General features: G+C 33.0%; 19 protein-coding genes. 6 read left to right on the top strand and 13 right to left on the bottom strand.

All coding sequences use genetic code 11. From position 1 onward, the window contains the following. Positions 1 to 256: 256 nt before the first annotated feature. The 6 genes from ACKVOV_RS04420 to ACKVOV_RS04395 all read right to left on the bottom strand — a co-directional run bounded on the left by ACKVOV_RS04420 (position 257) and on the right by ACKVOV_RS04395 (position 6671). Complete coding sequence (locus ACKVOV_RS04420; protein ID WP_409205562.1) at positions 257 to 1060, bottom strand: serine protease; 804 nt, start codon at positions 1058 to 1060, stop codon at positions 257 to 259. Positions 1061 to 1124: 64 nt separating this feature from the next. Beyond that, positions 1125 to 2762: a S41 family peptidase gene (locus ACKVOV_RS04415; RefSeq protein ID WP_409205561.1), complete on the bottom strand. Its 1638-nt coding sequence runs from the start codon at positions 2760 to 2762 to the stop codon at positions 1125 to 1127. Between the two features lie 3 nt (positions 2763 to 2765). Then, positions 2766 to 3611 (bottom strand): DUF4349 domain-containing protein, encoded by an 846-nt coding sequence (locus ACKVOV_RS04410; RefSeq protein WP_409205560.1) that lies wholly within the window; start codon positions 3609 to 3611, stop codon positions 2766 to 2768. Between the two features lie 62 nt (positions 3612 to 3673). Next, positions 3674 to 4417 carry a monofunctional biosynthetic peptidoglycan transglycosylase gene (mtgA, locus tag ACKVOV_RS04405; RefSeq protein WP_409205559.1) on the bottom strand — a complete coding sequence of 248 codons (744 nt, stop codon included), beginning with the start codon at positions 4415 to 4417 and terminating at the stop codon, positions 3674 to 3676. Beyond that, positions 4417 to 5529 (bottom strand): NAD(P)/FAD-dependent oxidoreductase, encoded by a 1113-nt coding sequence (locus ACKVOV_RS04400; protein WP_409205558.1) that lies wholly within the window; start codon positions 5527 to 5529, stop codon positions 4417 to 4419. Before ACKVOV_RS04400 ends, mtgA begins: the two co-directional genes overlap by 1 nt. Next, positions 5526 to 6671, bottom strand: a complete 1146-nt coding sequence (locus tag ACKVOV_RS04395) for a sensor histidine kinase (RefSeq protein WP_409205557.1) — start codon at positions 6669 to 6671, stop codon at positions 5526 to 5528. The genes ACKVOV_RS04400 and ACKVOV_RS04395 overlap by 4 nt, the downstream gene beginning before the upstream one ends. 101 nt (positions 6672 to 6772) lie before the next feature. Here ACKVOV_RS04395 and ACKVOV_RS04390 point away from each other — a divergent pair, with 101 nt between their 5' ends. The 3 genes from ACKVOV_RS04390 (at position 6773) to aat (ending at position 8787) form a co-directional block, all read left to right on the top strand. Next, the gene (locus ACKVOV_RS04390) at positions 6773 to 7648 is read left to right on the top strand and encodes a flavin reductase family protein (RefSeq protein WP_409205556.1); all 876 of its coding nucleotides are present in this window, start codon (positions 6773 to 6775) and stop codon (positions 7646 to 7648) included. Positions 7649 to 7651: 3 nt separating this feature from the next. Next, the gene (locus ACKVOV_RS04385; RefSeq protein WP_409205555.1) at positions 7652 to 8029 is read left to right on the top strand and encodes a DUF3127 domain-containing protein; all 378 of its coding nucleotides are present in this window, start codon (positions 7652 to 7654) and stop codon (positions 8027 to 8029) included. Positions 8030 to 8151: 122 nt separating this feature from the next. Further along, positions 8152 to 8787: a leucyl/phenylalanyl-tRNA--protein transferase gene (gene aat / locus ACKVOV_RS04380; protein ID WP_409205554.1), complete on the top strand. Its 636-nt coding sequence runs from the start codon at positions 8152 to 8154 to the stop codon at positions 8785 to 8787. A gap of 13 nt (positions 8788 to 8800) precedes the next feature. Here aat and ACKVOV_RS04375 read toward each other — a convergent pair whose 3' ends face one another. Next, the gene (locus ACKVOV_RS04375; protein ID WP_409205553.1) at positions 8801 to 9577 is read right to left on the bottom strand and encodes an alpha/beta fold hydrolase; all 777 of its coding nucleotides are present in this window, start codon (positions 9575 to 9577) and stop codon (positions 8801 to 8803) included. Positions 9578 to 9593: 16 nt separating this feature from the next. Continuing rightward, entirely contained in the window at positions 9594 to 10148 is a 555-nt protein-coding gene (locus ACKVOV_RS04370) for a DNA-3-methyladenine glycosylase I (RefSeq protein ID WP_409205552.1), read from the bottom strand. A gap of 72 nt (positions 10149 to 10220) precedes the next feature. Between ACKVOV_RS04370 and ACKVOV_RS04365 the strand changes: the two genes are divergently transcribed. Beyond that, positions 10221 to 10847, top strand: coding sequence for a thioredoxin family protein (locus ACKVOV_RS04365; protein WP_409205551.1), 627 nt, complete (start codon positions 10221 to 10223; stop codon positions 10845 to 10847). Here ACKVOV_RS04365 and ACKVOV_RS04360 read toward each other — a convergent pair. From ACKVOV_RS04360 to ACKVOV_RS04340, 5 genes are all read right to left on the bottom strand, one after another. Next, positions 10837 to 11364, bottom strand: a complete 528-nt coding sequence (locus ACKVOV_RS04360; RefSeq protein WP_409205550.1) for a hypothetical protein — start codon at positions 11362 to 11364, stop codon at positions 10837 to 10839. The two genes, ACKVOV_RS04365 and ACKVOV_RS04360, sit on opposite strands and share 11 nt — an antisense overlap. Then, positions 11365 to 12063, bottom strand: coding sequence for a tRNA pseudouridine(55) synthase TruB (gene truB, locus ACKVOV_RS04355; protein WP_409205549.1), 699 nt, complete (start codon positions 12061 to 12063; stop codon positions 11365 to 11367). Next, positions 12063 to 12848 (bottom strand): undecaprenyl-diphosphate phosphatase, encoded by a 786-nt coding sequence (locus ACKVOV_RS04350; protein WP_409205548.1) that lies wholly within the window; start codon positions 12846 to 12848, stop codon positions 12063 to 12065. The genes truB and ACKVOV_RS04350 overlap by 1 nt, the downstream gene beginning before the upstream one ends. Before the next feature lie 85 nt (positions 12849 to 12933). Next, complete coding sequence (locus ACKVOV_RS04345) at positions 12934 to 13173, bottom strand: DUF3098 domain-containing protein (RefSeq protein WP_409205547.1); 240 nt, start codon at positions 13171 to 13173, stop codon at positions 12934 to 12936. 52 nt (positions 13174 to 13225) lie between these two features. Then, entirely contained in the window at positions 13226 to 14101 is an 876-nt protein-coding gene (locus ACKVOV_RS04340) for a cell division protein FtsX (protein ID WP_409205546.1), read from the bottom strand. Between the two features lie 284 nt (positions 14102 to 14385). On the opposite strand from ACKVOV_RS04340, the gene ACKVOV_RS04335 reads away from it, so the two are divergent. Both ACKVOV_RS04335 and ACKVOV_RS04330 read left to right on the top strand, forming a co-directional pair. Further along, a complete protein-coding gene (locus tag ACKVOV_RS04335) occupies positions 14386 to 17367 on the top strand; it encodes a leucine--tRNA ligase (protein WP_409205545.1) in 2982 nt (993 codons plus the stop codon). A gap of 130 nt (positions 17368 to 17497) precedes the next feature. After that, a partial coding sequence (locus tag ACKVOV_RS04330) for a zinc metallopeptidase (RefSeq protein ID WP_409205544.1) occupies positions 17498 to 17712 on the top strand: 215 nt, incomplete at its 3' end.

The raw sequence follows: 17712 nt of genomic DNA, 5'->3' as shown, positions 1-17712 counted from the left end.
GTTTAAATTTGTCAAAATCGAAATAAACAGAATGAATAATTTCTTCCTGAGCCATTATTGCCTCAGAAAAAGAAAGGAATAGAAGTAAAAAGAAGAAGTGTTGTATTTTATTCATGTTTATTTCTTTAAAGCAATAGTGTGGATTTTAAATCTGTCCAAACAGAATATAAAAATATAAAATTTTTACATAAAAACGTATAACTTGTTGTTATGGGCACGGATTACAAATCCGCGCTATCGGACTGTTATAAACCGTTTAAATTAATTCCTCAAAATCTAATATCTTGCCAATACTGATAACATTACCCAAATTATAAGGCATTTCAGTGTTCACAATTTTTTGTTTTTTAATGTCCACAAATTTAATGTCTCCTTCTGCGGTATATTCTGGACCTGCACGTAGAACACCGAGTAAAACTACTCGAATCCTGACAAGATAATGATTATCATCTCTATCAAGATAATGACCAGTATTATATATAATTACTGGAGAACCACTTGATCCTGGAAAACATGCAGCATCAATTAAAAATTCGTCTTCGCCACCATATTTTAAACGAGGATTAGTTGCTGTAATTCCTTTGCGAATAATGGGTTTATTATTGTATTCATCCCAAGTACCATTTGGATAACCAACCATAATAATTTCTTCTAACGCACAAAGCTTTTCGAGTTCGTCTGTTTTTGGTAAGTGGCTAATGTCAAAATGACCATTGAAAAAATTTTCTGGAATTTTTTCAATAATGGATTTAATTGGTAAAATACATAAATCAACATCCACATCTGGATGTGGAATCCAAAGTGATTCAAAGTTTTCAAGTACAACAGTAATATGTTCTGTATCTAATGGATTACCCTTATCATCAATTTTTGTAAAAATTAACTGTCCAGTGTTAACGCCTTCTATAACATGCCAATTTGTAATTATAACGAGCCTTTCTTTATCGTTTGGTGATTCACTATTAAAATCAAAGAAAAAACCAGTTCCTGTTCCTTCACTAAAAGTTTCAATACGAATTGTTGAGTAAGTAATTATATCAGAAGTTGATAAACTGTTCATCTTGATGTTTTATTATGTGGTTTTTATAAGTGGCTTATAACTTAAAAACTTCCTAATCCTCAATCTATTTTTTTAATATTCTATTATATTCAACCGTATTATTAAGCAATTGTGTTGCTTTTTTTATCTCAGAATTATTTTTAGTATAAAACATGTACAACCCTTCTTTGTATTGGTTTCGTGTTATAATTTCGTCACGCAATAAGTCTAATATTTCGGGTTTGTTTTTATCTACTTCTAGGTCTTCTGCTTTTTGAAGCGAAGCTAGTAAAGTGTCATATTGTAGTTTTATAGCCGCGTCTATTTTTTCTTTTTTTGCTTCTTCGAGCATTTCTTTTAGTGCTAAATCGGTATTTGTATCGAAAGAAAAAGACTGAGATTTTAAGAATTTCTTGAATTCTATAAAATCAGCATCGGTAAGCATTGGCATTTTGTTGCCTAAATTTGGATTTTTATTACAATATTGGGTTGCAAAATTAAAAATCGCATCGTTTTTTACTAGTGCATCAATAATAGTATTGGTTTTGGTTTCTTCTAATTCGATATCTGGTAAAACACCACCACCATCAAAAACGGGACGACCTTTTCTGGTTTTAAAAGCATTGTAATTTTTAGCTTCGGTACGAATGGCTTTGCCGTTTGCATCTTTTTTGGTATAATCTAAAGCCTGAATACATCTGCCGGAAGGCGTATAATATCTAGAAATAGTTACTTTTAGTTGGGTTCCGTAAGTTAAATCGACATAACGTTGCACCAATCCTTTACCAAAACTTCTTGAACCAATAATAACAGCTCGGTCTAAATCCTGTAAAGCACCAGAAACAATTTCACTTGCCGAAGCACTATGACCATCTACTAATATGGCCAACGGAATATCTAAATCGACAGGATTTTTCGATGTTTTATAAGTATTATTGTGTTTTGCAATGTGTGATTTTGTGGTTACAATAATTTCGTTATTGGGCACAAATAAATTACAAACATTTACTGCTTCGGCTAGTAAACCACCTGGATTTCCTCGCAAATCTAGAATAATTTGTGTGGCGCCTTGTTCTTTAAGTTTTTCTAGTGCTTCTTTTGTTTCTGACGATGCTTTTGCATTAAATTTTTCTAAAACGATATAACCTGTTTTGTCATCTATTTTTCCAAAAAATGGGACAGCTTTAATTTCGACCTCTTCTAGAACGAGTTGTGTGGTTTTTATTTCGCCATTTCGTTTGTATTTTAAATCGATTTTTGCGTTTTTTCCGCCTTTTAACAATTGTGTTGCATCGTCTTTAAAATCGATTAGATTTACATCACCAATTTGAATTATTTCATCGCCAGCTTTTAATCCAGCTTTGTCTGCAGGATAATTTTTGTAAGGTTCACGAACAATAAGTTTTCCGTCTTTTCTGGTTAGTATCGCACCAATTCCGGTATATTCGCCTGTGTTGTTTATTTTAGCTTTTACAACATCTTGTTCGTTAAAATAGTTAGTGTACGGATCCAGTTGTGCCAACATACTTTTTATTGCCTTATCCATTAATTCGGCAGGATTGGTCTCGTCAACATAGTTCATATTGACTGTTTTGTATAGCGTGGTAAAAATCTCTATTTGTTTGGCTATTTCAAAGAAATCTTCTTTAAAACTTACACCAACAAACAGGAAAGCACTTGCCGTTACTGGAATTATATATTTTTTCTTGAAAAGTGAAATCATTTTTTATTGTGTTTTTTTCTTAAATCTTCGTTTGATAAAGATAAATAGTAATACGAAAATAATGATAAAAGGCCAAACGCTGATAATTCCGAGCAAAAAACTTGATAATCCGTTGAAACCTGATTTTATTTCGTTCCATATTTTGCCGCCATAAGAGACTGTAACACCGCTTTCGGAAGGATTATTAGTGTACATTTCTATAGAAACTGTACTCATAGAAACCTGACTTTGCATGTATTTTAGCTGACCTTCTTTTGCTTCAATTTCTTCACGAATTTCGGCTAGTTGTTTTTCAATTTCTAGCATTTCCGAAACCTTATTTGCTTTTGTTAGCAATTGAATATAACGTGCTTCGAGTTTCTTTTTAGCATTCATTCTAGCTTCTACATCTACATATTCTTCGGTTACGTCTTGCTGAGAAATTTCTTTTTTATCAAAATGAGAAACACCTTGACTTATTTCGTTTATAAAAGCATCAAAATCTTGATTTGGAATTCTAATAGTAAAATTTCGATAAACAGAATAATCATCTTTGCCAGAATCATCATTTTGAATAATGGCTTTGTGTTTTGCTACTGCTTTTTGAATGGTTTGAAATGAACTTTCTAAATTTGAACTTTCGAAACGAAGACTTCCAGTTTTTATTATTTTAGCTTCTGTTTTAGGTTTATTTAGGTCCATAGATTCGACTCCAACGGCAGCTTCGTCTTCCATTACTGGAGCGGTTTCTTCCGTAGCTGGAGCTTCTACCATTTTGTCCATGACTATAGCACTTGGAGCTTCGGCAGCGACGTCTTTACAAGAAACAACAAAAAACAAAATAGAGAGGGAAAAGAATAATTTTTTCATAATGATAAATTTAGGAAAGTTCATAATTTTCTTAAATTGTTATCAAAAATGCAGCCAAAATTTTAATATTCTAATTTTCCAACTGATTTCATCACTCGTAAAGTTTTGTTTTTCCTTTTTTCGACATAAGCAGAAGAATTAGTTGCTTTATATTTTCTAGGATTTGGGAGAATTGCTGCTATAGAAGCGGCTTCGTATTTGGTTAAATTCTTTGCGCTTTTGTGAAACCAGTGTTTGCTTGCAGCTTCGGCACCATATACACCATCGCCCATTTCGATGCTATTCAAATAAACTTCCATGATGCGTTCTTTGCCCCAAAAAAGCTCGATAAGTACTGTAAAATAAGCTTCTAATCCTTTTCTTAAATAACTTCGACCTTGCCAAAGGAAAACATTTTTTGCGGTTTGTTGTGAGATAGTACTACCACCTTTTAATTTCTTGCCTTTCAAATTACTTTTTAAAGCTTTATTCATTGCACTAAAATCGAAACCATTGTGTTTTAAGAAATTACCGTCTTCACTTGCCACAACTGCTTTAGGCAAATTGAGAGAAATATCCTCGAGTGGAACCCATTCGTGACTGCAAACCATGTCTTTTCCTGCTTCATTATGTTCGAATGCTCGAATAACCATAAGTGGTGTATAAAATACTGGTACAAATCTAAAAATGATAACCATAAGTACCGAAAGCCCTACGAACCATAAGGTAAATTTGAATATAAAACTTTTTACTTTACTCCCAAAACTAGTTTTTTCTTTTTTAGGAGCTGGTTTTGCTTTTGGTTTTGTTGCTTTTTTTGTCGCCATTATATTAAATCTGCTAATTCTTTTCCTACTAAACTCCCTATGGCTACGCCCATGCCACCCAATCTCACGCCACAATATACGTTCTCTGATAAGGATTCTACTATTGGTCTTTTGCTATTGCCTAAACCCATAATCCCAGACCAACGATGTGCAATTTTGAAATCGGTATTGGGCAAAATTACGGTTTTTAGAATTTCTTCTAGTTTATTTTGTATGATTTCTGTTTGGCCAAATTGTGAAGTATTCTCTCCTTCAAAATCAAGGTTTCTGCCGCCACCAAATAATATTCTATCATTTATATTTCTGAAATAATAATATCCTTTGTCTAAATGAAACGTGCCTTTTATATCTAAATTCGGAATAGGTTCGGTTATTAAAACCTGTGCTCTTGCTGGTTTTACTTCGTTGTTTGTTAATTCTCCGGCAAAACCATTGGTAGCAAACAATAATTTTTTTGTTGTAAAACTATAATCGTTTACTTGAATTTCTACACCATTTGCATTGTCATGAAAGTTAGAAACAGTCTGATTATTCAAAATTAAAATTCCATTCGAATGTGCTTTTTTTAATAAAGCTTGCATCATGTTTCCAGTATCAATTTGTGCTTCAAACGGATTGAAAATAGTATATTCCTGTATATTATTGAAACCAAATCTATCTATGTTCTTCTCGAAAACATCAGTTTTAAAGATTGGTTTTAAAATATCATTGATAAATGGCAATTTTTGTAAACACTCGTTAAAAGTAGATTCGTCATTTTTTAGAAACAATTCATATCCGCCAAAAGGTTTAAAATCTATCGCTTCATCACCCAAATTTTTCCTGAGTAATTGCAAACCTTGCCAGCGTTTGTGTACGAGTTGAATAACCTCTTCTTCTGTATGTGATTTTAAATCGTCGATAATTTCAGACAAGCTTCCAAAACAAGCAAAACCTGCATTTTTTGTACTTGCACCTTCTGGTAACATTCCTTTTTCTAGAATAAGAATTTTACTTTTAGGAAATTTTTCACGCAAGCGTAATGCTGTATGAAGTCCAACAATCCCGCTTCCAACAATCGTATAATCTACATTTGTAAACCAATTTTTGAGTTCCCAATAACTTAAATTCATCGTTTAAAACTTATTTGAATTGTTGTTCCTTTATTTATTTCAGATTGTAATACTCTTATTCTTCCGTTGTGATACTCTTCAACAATTCTTTTGGTTAATGAAAGTCCCAATCCCCAACCTCTTTTTTTGGTTGTAAAACCAGGTTCAAAGATAGTTCTAAATTGGTTTTTAGGAATTCCTTTGCCAGAATCGGTTACTTTTATCTTGGTTGTTTTCCAATCGTCTTCAATGGTTACATCAATAGAACCGCGACCTTTCATAGCATCGATGGCGTTTTTTACCAAATTCTCTATAGTCCAGCTGTGTAATGTTGGGTTTATCAAGATAGGTATTTTATGTTCGGGCGCTTTAAACGTAAAAACAACTTGCTTAGAAAATCTAGATTGCAAATATTCGTAGGCTTTTTGGGTTTCTTCAACCAAATCTTTTTCTTCTAAAACAGGCTCTGAACCAATTTTAGAAAATCTATCGGTAATATTTTGCAGTCTGTGTATGTCTTTTTCAATTTCTTGGACCGTGGTTTCATCTACATTGTCGGCTTTCATAATTTCGACCCAACCAATGAGAGATGATAATGGTGTTCCTATTTGATGTGCAGTTTCCTTTGCCATTCCTGCCCAAAGTTTGTTTTGTCCAGAAATTTTATTGGTTTTATAATAATTGTAAACAAGTGCCCCAAACAAGAAAATGATTAATACTAAGGCAATAGGATAATATTTTAATTTGTTTAGCAAAGGTGAGTTTGTGTAATACAAATAATGAAATTTCCCTTTTACATATTCCATTTCAACACGCTTGTTGGCATTTTTGAAACTTTGTAAAAGCGCTTTTGCTTTTATCGAATCTTTGATAATATTTTCATCAATATTAATAGACTGAAGAATACTATCTTTCTGATTGGTTAGTATAATTGGAATTGTATTGTTGTTTGTAATGATGTGAAAAGGAAGATCAAGATCAGTATCTGAAGTGGCATTATTGATACTTTTTTGTGCTTCGGCCCATAATTCTATTTTTAAACGTTCCTCATTTTTAAAAATCTGAAAAAAAGTATAAGTATTCCACAAAATCAGCACAGTGATTAGGAAGGAAGAGAGTATTAGTACCCAACGGGTTGTGTTATTTTTATTCGAAAACTGCATATTTTTTCTTGAGTGTATAAATATATAAAAAAGGCGTTAATGATTCGGTATAATTATTTCTATTCAATTGCTTTTCTTATTTTTGTAGAAAATAAACAATTATGCTCAGCATTTCTCCAAAAGACATTACTACAGCGCAACTACAAGGCTATTTGCAAGGAGCTGTAAGCCCAAGACCTATTGCTTTTGCAAGCACAATAGATGTTGATGGAAACCCAAATTTATCGCCATTTAGTTTTTTTAATGTTTTTAGTGCAAATCCGCCAATTCTTATTTTTTCGCCAGCAAGACGTGTGCGTGACAATACTACAAAACACACTTTAGAAAACGCAAAAGTAACTCGAGAAGTGGTTATAAATGTTGTAAATTATGATATTGTACAGCAAACCTCCTTATCAAGTACAGAATATGCTGAAGGGGTTAACGAATTTCTAAAAGCTGGTTTAACACCTATCGCTTCCGATGTTGTAAAACCTTTTCGTGTGGCAGAATCGCCAGTTCAGTTTGAATGTAAAGTAAATGAAATCATCGAACTAGGTCAAGAAGGTGGTGCTGGGAATTTAATTATTTGTGAAGTAGTTCGTATTCACATTAATGAAGAAATTTTGGACGAAAAAGGAGCTATCGACCAATATAAAATCGATTTAGTTTCGAGATTGGGTGGCAATTGGTATTCTCGTTCTAATCAAGGTTTGTTTGAAGTGCCAAAACCGTTGGTAACATTAGGAATTGGAGTAGATCATATTCCGAATTTTATAAAAGAAAGTTCCGTTTTTGATGGAAATGATTTAGGTATGTTAGGAAATGTTGAAGCTTTGCCTACTGAAGAAGAAATTACTATATTTGTAAACGAAAATTTTGCTGTAAAAGGTGTTTTAAGTTCAGATGATGAACAAAAAATACAGTTGAAAGCAAAAGAATATTTGAATAATCAAGACATACTTTCTGCATGGAAAGTACTATTAGCAAAACGATAAGTTATGGAAGTTACAGGGAAAATTAAAGTGGTTGGGGCAGAGCAACAAATTAGTGCCTCATTTAAAAAAAGAGAATTGGTTGTAACCACAGACGAGCAATATCCACAATCGATAATGATAGAATTTGTTCAAGACAAATGTGATTTATTGAACAATTATAATGTTGGAGAAGACGTAAAAGTATCTATTAATTTAGGTGGTAGAGAATGGGTAAATCCTCAAGGAGAAACCAAATATTTTAATAGTATAAAAGGTTGGAGAATAGAGCGTTTGGCAGCTGCACAAGCACCAAGCACACAATCGCCACCAATGCCAACAGCTGAAACATTTGAGCCAGCAACAAACTTTAAAGAAGAAGAACACGACGATTTACCTTTCTAAATTTTAGAAAAAAGAAAGAGAATAGAAGTCAGAAGTAATATTTATTTCTGGCTTTTTTTATTTTGAATTCCTGCTCAAGTGGGAATCTATAATTGACATTGATTTTGAAATTATTATTCATTATGCATTTTTTAACCCAAGAATTATCCTTTCCTAATACAAATGAATCCTCGCCCGACGGTCTCTTAGCTATTGGTGGCGATTTATCTACCGAAAGGTTATTGTTAGCTTACGAAAGTGGAATTTTTCCTTGGTTTGAAGATGGCGATCCCATCATGTGGTGGTCGCCAAAACAAAGAATGGTTTTGTTTCTAGACGAATTGATAGTTTCTCACAGTATGAGAAATATCATCAATAAAAATGTTTTTCAAGTAACTTTCAATAAAGCTTTTCGGGAAGTAATTCAGAATTGTCAAAGCGTAAAAAGAGAAGGACAATACGGTACTTGGATCACTGATGAAATGATAGAATCTTATTGCAAACTCCATGAATTAGGCAAAGCCATGTCGGTTGAGGTTTGGCAAAACGACACCTTAGTTGGCGGATTGTACGGAGTAGATATGTTTCCTGTTTTTTGTGGAGAAAGTATGTTTTCGAAAGTGAGTAATGCTTCGAAAATGGCCTTTATTTCGTTGGTAAATTATCTAAAAACACATCAGTATAATTTATTAGATTGCCAGATTTACAATGACCATTTAGATAGTTTGGGTTGTCGTGAAATTCCTAGAGAAGATTTTTTGAAGTTATTAAAGAAATAAACTTCTAAAGAAGTTAATCATTCAAAAACTCCATTACATAATTATTAATTTCCTTTTTTTGTCTATTATTTCCTCTATCATTCATGTCATTATGAATTGTGTTGGGAAGTTTTATAATTCTTATTCCAAATTTTTTCTGTTCTTCAGAAGTTGGTAAAACACCTTCGTCTGCAGGTTGATCACTCGATCTAAGTGTGTAAATTCTAGGTTGATTAGTTCTAGGTAATTCCATACGTCGATTATCTAATGAAATTATTTTGTCAACTAAATCTGGATATTTATGGGCGAATAAAACACTTATATCTCCACCATTTGAATGTCCTATTAAAACGAGATGTTTGTAATCTAATTCGGGCTTTGTTTTTTTGATTTCATTAAGAACAAAAAGTATGTTTTCAGTTCCTCTTTCCCAAAATGGACGCCTAACAATTTGAGGGATTCCCGTTTTTGGAATTAAATCGTCGGTTGGCAATTCGTGTTGAATACTTACCACAAAATATCCTTTGGAAGCTAAGTTATTAGTTAAAAATGAATATGATTTATTTGCGCCAAGTCTGTTTTCACTATAACCGTGACTTAAAACTACCACTTTTTGATTTTCAATTTTTTGGTTTGTTTTTGGGAAGTAAAATGCAACGGGTATTATTCTAATTCTCTGTTTGTCAAATAAATTTACAGTATCTAGATGAACTTTAAATTTTGGAACAGTGTTTTGAAAGCTTGTAACCTCTTTGTTTTTAATACAACTTATTAAAAACAAGCTTAATACAATTTTTAAATATATTTTCATTTGATATTACTGTAAATTATTCTCTCGTCCAGCAATCTTCTACATGATCGTTTACCATTCCCGTTGCTTGCATGTGGGCATACATCACTGTCGAACCCACAAATTTGAAGCCGCGTTTTTTTAAATCTTTACTCAAAGCGTCAGATATGGCTGAGGTTGCAGTAATATCCTTTAGAGTTTTGGGTTTGTTTTCAATAGGTTTGCCATCTACAAAGCCCCAAATATATTTGCTGAAACTGCCAAATTCTTCCTGAATTTCCATAAAAGCAATCGCATTTGTCACTGCCGATTTTACTTTGAGTTTGTTTCTAATAATACCTGGATTTTGTAATAATTCTTCTTGTTTGGCTTCAGAATAACGGGCTATTTTTTTATAATCAAAGCCATCAAAAGCAGTTCTAAAATTTTCTCTTTTGTTTAAAATAGTAATCCAGCTTAACCCAGCTTGAAAAGTTTCAAGAATTAAAAATTCAAATATAGTTGCATCATCATAAACAGGTTTTCCCCATTCGTTATCATGATATTCTTTATATAAATCACTAGACAAACACCAAGCACAACGATTTTTCATAAAAAAGAGTTTTCCCAAATGTAATAATTTGTTTAAAATAATTTGTAAATTTACTATAGCAATTCAGATTATATGAAGACAATTATAGCTCAAAGTTTTTTAAATGCATTTAGTTATTCAGAATATCGGAATATTATTTCGCAACTAATTCAGCAAGGAAAATCTACAGGAGATGAGCAATCAAATGATTTACTTCATTATAGTAAACTGAACGAAACTAGAATGAATAGATTAGATAAAACTATTCACGTAGGAATAGAAAGCTTGCAAGAGCTAAATTTGCTAAAATATCAATATTATTGGTTAGTTCTTACCGAAGGTTGGTGTGGTGATGCTGCACAATTAGTTCCTATTTTTAATAAAATGGCTAATGTATCAAACAACATTGAGTTGAAACTATTGTTTAGAGACGAAAATAAACCATTAATGGATTTGTTTTTGACTAATGGGAGTAGGTCTATTCCAAAATTAATAATTCTCGAAAAAGAAACTTTACAGCTTAAAGGAACTTGGGGTCCAAGACCTGAAGGCGCCACAAAACTTATAAAAAGCTATAAACAGCAATATGGAGTTATTGATAATACTGCAAAAACCGAATTACAACTGTGGTATTTGCACGACAAGGGATTGAGCACTCAGAATGAATTAACTACTTTGATGCATCATTTAGAACAATTAGAACACAATACTAGAAAATAATTTTGCTTATGCCTAAACTTATTGTACCAAAGCCTTTATAATTATTTACAGTAAAATTATACAAAGATAAATCAGCAAAAACAGATAAACCATCATCGTTTTGAAAACCTAAATTAAATCTTTTATAAGTTCCAAAAACGTCTCCTTTTCCAATTGCCGATGCTTTTCCCCAACCAAATTGTAATGCTATAGCACTTTCTTCTCCAACTTCAAGATTTAGTCTAGAGTTGAGAAAAACAGGAATTATAACAAGTTTTTCGTTTATTTTCCAATCGATACCTGAATGTAATCCAATCGAAATAGTTTCTTCGTAATGTATTCCGTAACCAAGCTTAGCACTTAATCCGTCTGGAATAAACTGATATTCATTTTTACTTCCGTCCGAATTTATTTCGCCACGATGCGTATTAGCTTTAAAAGGCGTAGACAATTCAAATTGAATATATTTAGAATCAAATTTTTGTGAAAAAGCACAAAAATTAGACAGTAAAAAGAGAAGAATAATTTTGTAATTCATTTAATCTATTCTAACGATAGACTCATCAAACAAAGTAACATCGATGGCATTTTTCACATCATAATCACCAATTTTTGTTCTTCGTAAAACCGTAAGATGTCCGCCGGATTGCAAAGCCAATCCAAAATCATAAGCCAAAGAACGAATATAAGTTCCTTTGCTACAAACGATCCTAAAGTCGATTTCTGGTAATGCTATTCGGGTAATTTCAAATTCGTGTATCTGTGTTTTTCTAGAAGCAATTTCTACTTCAACGCCAGCACGTGCATGTTCATATAATCGTACACCATCTTTTTTAATAGCAGAAAAAACAGGTGGTTTCTGATCTATTTCGCCTAAAAATTGTTTGACTGTTTCGTTAATTAAGGCTTCGGTAATATGTTCAGTAGGGAAAGTAGCATCTATTTCGGTTTCTAAATCATACGATGGCGTTGTGGCACCAATGTAGAAAGTTCCCTTATATTCTTTGGCTTGACCTTGTATTTCGGAAATATTTTTGGTAAATTTTCCTGTACAAACTATCAACAAACCAGTTGCTAACGGATCTAAAGTTCCTGCATGCCCAATTTTAAACTTTTTTGGTAAACCTAATTTATTTATAAGCGAATATTTCAGCTTATTTACCGCTTGAAATGAACTCCATTTTAATGGTTTATCGATCAATAACACTTGTCCGTTTAAGTAATCTTCAGGAGTCATTAAATGATGGTCAGCGGATGAATAAAAAAGTGAATGAGTAGTAATGCAATTCCAGCTATAATTCGGTAATAACCAAAAACCTTGAAACCATTTTTACTTAAAAAACCAATAAATGTTTTGATAGCTAAAAGCGCCACAATAAAAGCAACTATATTTCCAATAATTAGAATATTTATTTGGTCGTGAGTGAGTATAAACCCGTCTTTGTAATAATCGTAACATTTTTTTAGCGTTGCGCCAAGCATCGTTGGAACTGCAAGAAAAAACGAAAATTCTGCTGCCGATGTTCTTGCTAGTTTTTGTGACATTCCGCCTACAATACTAGCGCCACTTCTAGAAACACCAGGAACCATAGCAATACATTGAAATAAACCTATTTTGAAAGCTTTTGGATAAGTAATTTCTGTTTCAGATGAATTATTAAACCAATCATCTACTTTTAGTAAAATGATTCCGCCTATTAGAAGCGAAACAGCAACAGTTACTGGACTTTCTAATAAAGTATCAATTTTTTTGCTGAAAAGTAATCCTAAAACTACCGCTGGAATAAAAGCAATTAATAATTTAAAATAAAAATCTAAAGTTTGAAAAAATCTTTTAAAATATAAGACTACCACCGAAAGGATTGCTCCTAATTGAATAACAATCGTAAAAAGTTTGGTGAAATCCTCGTGAGCAATTCCAAAAAAAGAACTTGCAATAATCATGTGTCCAGTCGAAGAAACTGGGAGAAACTCTGTAATTCCTTCTATAATAGCAAGAATAATGGCTTGTATGTAATTCATTTTTTAGATTTTAGATTTTAGATTTTTAGATTTTTAGATTGAGTTAAATGTAATTTTAATCTAACAATCTAAGAAGTCTAATAATCTAATAATCTTTCTTAGGGCTTTTCAAAATAGAATAAATTGTAATTCCAAAACCAATTAAAACCATTGTTGGAGCTAATCGTATTCTTCTAAAACTGAAAATTTCGTTATTAAAAACTGCTGGATTGTCGCTTCCGCCACCAGACATTAATATAAATCCAATTGCAATAACTGCAATTCCTACAAGTAGAATCTTATAGTTTACTTTTTCAAAAAGAAATCCTTGTTCTTTATTTTCCATGTTTTTTTATTTTTCTAACGATTAAACAAATAACCGAATAACCAAATCAACTTTAATATAAATCGTCAGTTCTTAAGTTCAAAAATCGTTGCGTTGCAAAGTAAGTGCTTAGTAAAGTAATTAAAACACCAATACCAAAAACACCAAATAATATAGCGGCTATAGTTAATTTGTCATTAAGTATTCCAAGATTAGGAAAATTAGTGTCAATATAAAATAACACACCAAGCAAGGCAGCAATAGCAATTCCAGCACCTATCATTCCTAGTTTTATACCGCGCCAAATAAAAGGTTTTCTAATAAATGATTTTGTTGCACCTACCATTTGCATTGTTTTTATGATAAATCGGTTTGAATGTATAGACAAACGCATTGAGCTATTTATAAGCAAAACTGCAATCACACAAAACAGTCCGCTAATAATAAGAATCCATAAACTTACTTTTTTTACATTATCGTTTACCATATTTACCAATTGTTTGTCATAAACAATATCCGAAATTAAAGTATTTTCACGCAATTTGCTTTCAATTTTTGTAATACTATCCGCCACCACATAGTCTGCTCTTAGGTGAATATCAAAAGAATTTTGCAAGGGATTCATACCTAAAAACTCGAGAAAATTTTCCCCAATAATATCCGTATGCTGTTTAGCAGCAAGATCCTTAGATACATAAGTAAATGTCTTTGCAAACTTCGAAGCTTTTAGTTCATCTTTAAATTTAGTTAAAGTTGTGTCTTTTGCTTCATCCTTAAAATAAACTGACATCGCAATTCCTTCTCTAAAGTCATCAGACAATTTTTTAGAGTTTACGATAAAAAGACCTAACATTCCTAGTAAAAACAATACAAGGAAAACACTTAATACCACCGAAAAATAAGACGTGATTAATCTACGTTTTTGAAAATTATCGAAAGAAGAACTCATACTAAATAAAATTATTGGGTAAAAATAATAAAGAATTTCTTTATTTAAAGTTATTAACGTTCAAACTTTCCATTTTCTTATAATAAATGTAAATTTGTCGCTACAAAAATGACATACTGAGCATAATCGAAGTATTTGAAGCGAATGGCTTGTACATTTTTGCATCCCGATAGTTATCGGGACATTTTCCTATCTCGTCACAAAGACGAGAGACTAAAAGATAAATTATAAGAATCCTTGAAAACCTCTGAGCCTTTGCATCTCAGAACCTTAGTACCTTAAAAATGAAATACAATCCAAACGAAATCGATGCCAAATGGCAAAAACACTGGGCAGACAATCAAACATTTGCAGCAAGCAATACGTCAGACAAACCCAAATATTATGTTTTAGACATGTTTCCTTATCCATCAGGAGCAGGATTACACGTTGGGCATCCGTTAGGATACATCGCATCGGATATTGTAGCGAGATTCAAACGCCACAAAGGATTCAACGTTTTGCATCCACAAGGATATGATTCTTTCGGGCTTCCAGCCGAACAATATGCGATACAAACTGGGCAACATCCAGACAAAACCACCAAAGAAAACATTGCCCGCTACCGGGAACAATTAGATAAAATAGGATTTTCATTCGATTGGAGTCGTGAAGTGCGCACCTCAAATGCCGATTATTACAAACACACCCAATGGATTTTCATTCAACTATTCAATTCGTGGTACAATAAAGCGACCGATAAAGCCGAAGATATTTCCACTTTGATTGCTATTTTTGAAATGGCTGGAAACGCAACAGTTCATGCGGTTTGCGACGATAATGTTGAAATATTTTTCCCGTCAGATTGGAGGTTTTACTCGGAGGAGAAAAAACAACAAATACTATTACAATACCGATTAACATACCTAGCCGAAACCGAAGTCAACTGGTGTCCAGGATTGGGAACCGTTTTAGCCAATGACGAAATCGTAAATGGCGTTTCAGAACGTGGAGGACATCCTGTGATTCGTAAAAAAATGACCCAATGGAGTATGCGTATTTCTGCTTATGCCGAGCGTTTGCTACAAGGACTTAACGAGATCGATTGGAGCGAAAGCATCAAAGAATCCCAACGGAACTGGATTGGAAAATCTGTAGGAGCCATGGTTTCTTTTAATTTGAAAGAACACAAAGAAGCTATTGAGGTTTTCACCACGCGTCCTGATACTATTTTCGGAGTTACGTTTATGACCTTAGCGCCAGAACATCCTTTGGTTCAAGAAATTACTACGCCAGAACAAAAGGCAACTATTGAAGCCTATATCGAAAAAACTGCAAAACGTTCCGAAAGAGAGCGTATGGCCGATGTAAAAACCATTTCAGGAGTATTTACAGGTGCTTATGCCGAACATCCGTTTACCAAAGAACCAATTCCTGTTTGGATAGGCGATTATGTACTCGCAGGTTACGGAACAGGTGCCGTGATGGCGGTTCCTTGTGGCGACGAAAGAGATTATGCTTTTGCTAATTTCTTCAAAGGACAAAATGGAATGCCAGAAATTAAAAACATTTTCGATAATGTTGATATTTCTACCGAAGCTTTTGGTTCGAAAGACAATGTAATTATTGCCAATTCAGACTTTTTGAACGGATTAAATTACAAAGAAGCAACTAAGAAAGTTATTGCAGAACTCGAAACATTAAACCAAGGACAAGGAAAAACAAATTACCGTTTGCGTGATGCTGTTTTCTCTCGTCAACGTTATTGGGGAGAACCGTTTCCAGTATATTATGTGAATGGTTTGCCACAAATGATCGATGCCAAATATTTACCAATCGCATTACCAGAAGTGGAAAAATACCTCCCAACCGAAGACGGACAACCACCATTAGGAAACGCTACAGTTTGGGCTTGGAATACCAAAACGAAGCAAGTGGTAAGCAACGATTTAATTGACAACGAAACGATTCATCCTTTAGAACTAAACACCATGCCAGGTTGGGCGGGTTCTTCGTGGTATTGGATGCGTTACATGGACGCACACAACGCAACCGAATTTGCCAGCAAAGACGCACTTAAATATTGGGAAAGTGTCGATTTGTACATTGGCGGAAGCGAACACGCTACAGGACATTTATTATATTCTCGTTTTTGGAACAAATTCCTAAAAGATAGAGGTTACGCACCAACCGAAGAACCATTCAAAAAATTGATTAATCAAGGAATGATTTTGGGAATGAGTGCGTTTGTTTATAGAGTTCACGGTTCAATTAACTCTAATCCAGATGAGGGTTTTGATATATTAGATCCAAAAATGCCTACGTTGTTTATTTCAAAATCAAGATATGATAAAATTTCAAAAGGTGATGAAGAGGAAAGAGAGAAAATAAGAGCATTTTACTTAGGTCAGATTAAAACAGCTTATCCAGATACATATATTAGCTTGGATAGAATAGAAATGTCTGAAATCCATGTTGATGTTTCAATGGTAAATTTATCAGATGAATTGGATATTGAAAAATTCAAAGCATGGCGAGAATATTATGCTAATGCCGAATTTATCACAGAAGAAAACGGAAAATATATAGTTGGGCGTGAAGTAGAAAAAATGTCTAAGCGTTGGTATAACGTAGTCAATCCAGATGACATTTGTAACGAATATGGAGCAGATACTTTGCGTTTGTACGAAATGTTTCTTGGACCACTAGAGCAATCAAAACCTTGGAATACAGCAGGAATTACAGGTGTTTTCGGTTTTTTAAAAAAATTATGGCGTTTGTATTTTGATGAAAATGGACTAATTGTAACCAACAACGAACCATCGAAAGACAGTTTGAAATCATTACACAAAACCATCAAAAAAGTCACAGAAGATATCGAGAATTTCTCTTTCAATACTTCGGTTTCTCAGTTTATGATTTGTGTCAACGAATTAGGAACACAAAATTGTCACGAAAGAGCAATTTTAGAACCATTGGCCATTATTCTTTCGCCTTACGCACCGCATATTGCCGAAGAATTATGGAGCCAGTTAGGAAATACAGAATCCATTTCGACAGTAGCTTTTCCTATTTGCGAAGAGAAATTTTTAATTGAAAGCGACAAGGAATATCCAGTTTCGTTTAACGGAAAAATGAAGTTCACCATCAATTTGCCTCTGGATTTAACACCAGCTCAAATCGAAGAAATTATCATGAAAGACGAGCGAACCATCAAACAACTTGATGGGAATACGCCTAAAAAAGTGATTATTGTTCCTGGAAAAGTGATAAACTTGGTGGGGTAGTTTTATAATTTAAATTGATTTTTGCAATTGCCATTGAAATTTAAATCCGTCAAAATGACATTTTAAAAATTTGGCGCACAATTTGATAATAATTCTATAAATTTATACAACAAATTAAAATTAAAAAAAAATGGGAATGAGTTATATGATTTTAGCAGGAGCTATTATGCTAGTAAGCTGGCTAGTAAGTTCAAGGCTAAAAAGCAAATTTGAGTATTATTCTAAATTGCAATTGCAAAATGGAATGTCTGGTCAAGAAATTGCCGAAAAGATGTTAGCTGATAATGGGATTCGTGATGTAAAAGTGATTTCGGTTGCGGGGCAACTAACAGATCACTATAATCC

Source organism: Flavobacterium sp., assembly GCF_046153165.1.
Lineage (GTDB): Bacteria > Bacteroidota > Bacteroidia > Flavobacteriales > Flavobacteriaceae > Flavobacterium.
This window is presented reverse-complemented; position numbering and strand designations above follow the sequence as displayed.

Coding starts and splice junctions, on each gene's coding strand:
- ACKVOV_RS04375 (WP_409205553.1), bottom strand. CDS start 9,577: ATGAAAATATATTTAAAAATTGTATTAAGCTTGTTTTTAATAAGTTGT.
- ACKVOV_RS04370 (WP_409205552.1), bottom strand. CDS start 10,148: ATGAAAAATCGTTGTGCTTGGTGTTTGTCTAGTGATTTATATAAAGAA.
- ACKVOV_RS04415 (WP_409205561.1), bottom strand. CDS start 2,762: ATGATTTCACTTTTCAAGAAAAAATATATAATTCCAGTAACGGCAAGT.
- ACKVOV_RS04360 (WP_409205550.1), bottom strand. CDS start 11,364: ATGAATTACAAAATTATTCTTCTCTTTTTACTGTCTAATTTTTGTGCT.
- ACKVOV_RS04395 (WP_409205557.1), bottom strand. CDS start 6,671: ATGCAGTTTTCGAATAAAAATAACACAACCCGTTGGGTACTAATACTC.
- ACKVOV_RS04335 (WP_409205545.1), top strand. CDS start 14,386: ATGAAATACAATCCAAACGAAATCGATGCCAAATGGCAAAAACACTGG.
- ACKVOV_RS04365 (WP_409205551.1), top strand. CDS start 10,221: ATGAAGACAATTATAGCTCAAAGTTTTTTAAATGCATTTAGTTATTCA.
- ACKVOV_RS04420 (WP_409205562.1), bottom strand. CDS start 1,060: ATGAACAGTTTATCAACTTCTGATATAATTACTTACTCAACAATTCGT.
- truB (WP_409205549.1), bottom strand. CDS start 12,063: ATGACTCCTGAAGATTACTTAAACGGACAAGTGTTATTGATCGATAAA.
- ACKVOV_RS04385 (WP_409205555.1), top strand. CDS start 7,652: ATGGAAGTTACAGGGAAAATTAAAGTGGTTGGGGCAGAGCAACAAATT.
- ACKVOV_RS04400 (WP_409205558.1), bottom strand. CDS start 5,529: ATGAATTTAAGTTATTGGGAACTCAAAAATTGGTTTACAAATGTAGAT.
- ACKVOV_RS04345 (WP_409205547.1), bottom strand. CDS start 13,173: ATGGAAAATAAAGAACAAGGATTTCTTTTTGAAAAAGTAAACTATAAG.
- ACKVOV_RS04390 (WP_409205556.1), top strand. CDS start 6,773: ATGCTCAGCATTTCTCCAAAAGACATTACTACAGCGCAACTACAAGGC.
- ACKVOV_RS04410 (WP_409205560.1), bottom strand. CDS start 3,611: ATGAAAAAATTATTCTTTTCCCTCTCTATTTTGTTTTTTGTTGTTTCT.
- ACKVOV_RS04350 (WP_409205548.1), bottom strand. CDS start 12,848: ATGAATTACATACAAGCCATTATTCTTGCTATTATAGAAGGAATTACA.
- aat (WP_409205554.1), top strand. CDS start 8,152: ATGCATTTTTTAACCCAAGAATTATCCTTTCCTAATACAAATGAATCC.
- ACKVOV_RS04340 (WP_409205546.1), bottom strand. CDS start 14,101: ATGAGTTCTTCTTTCGATAATTTTCAAAAACGTAGATTAATCACGTCT.
- mtgA (WP_409205559.1), bottom strand. CDS start 4,417: ATGGCGACAAAAAAAGCAACAAAACCAAAAGCAAAACCAGCTCCTAAA.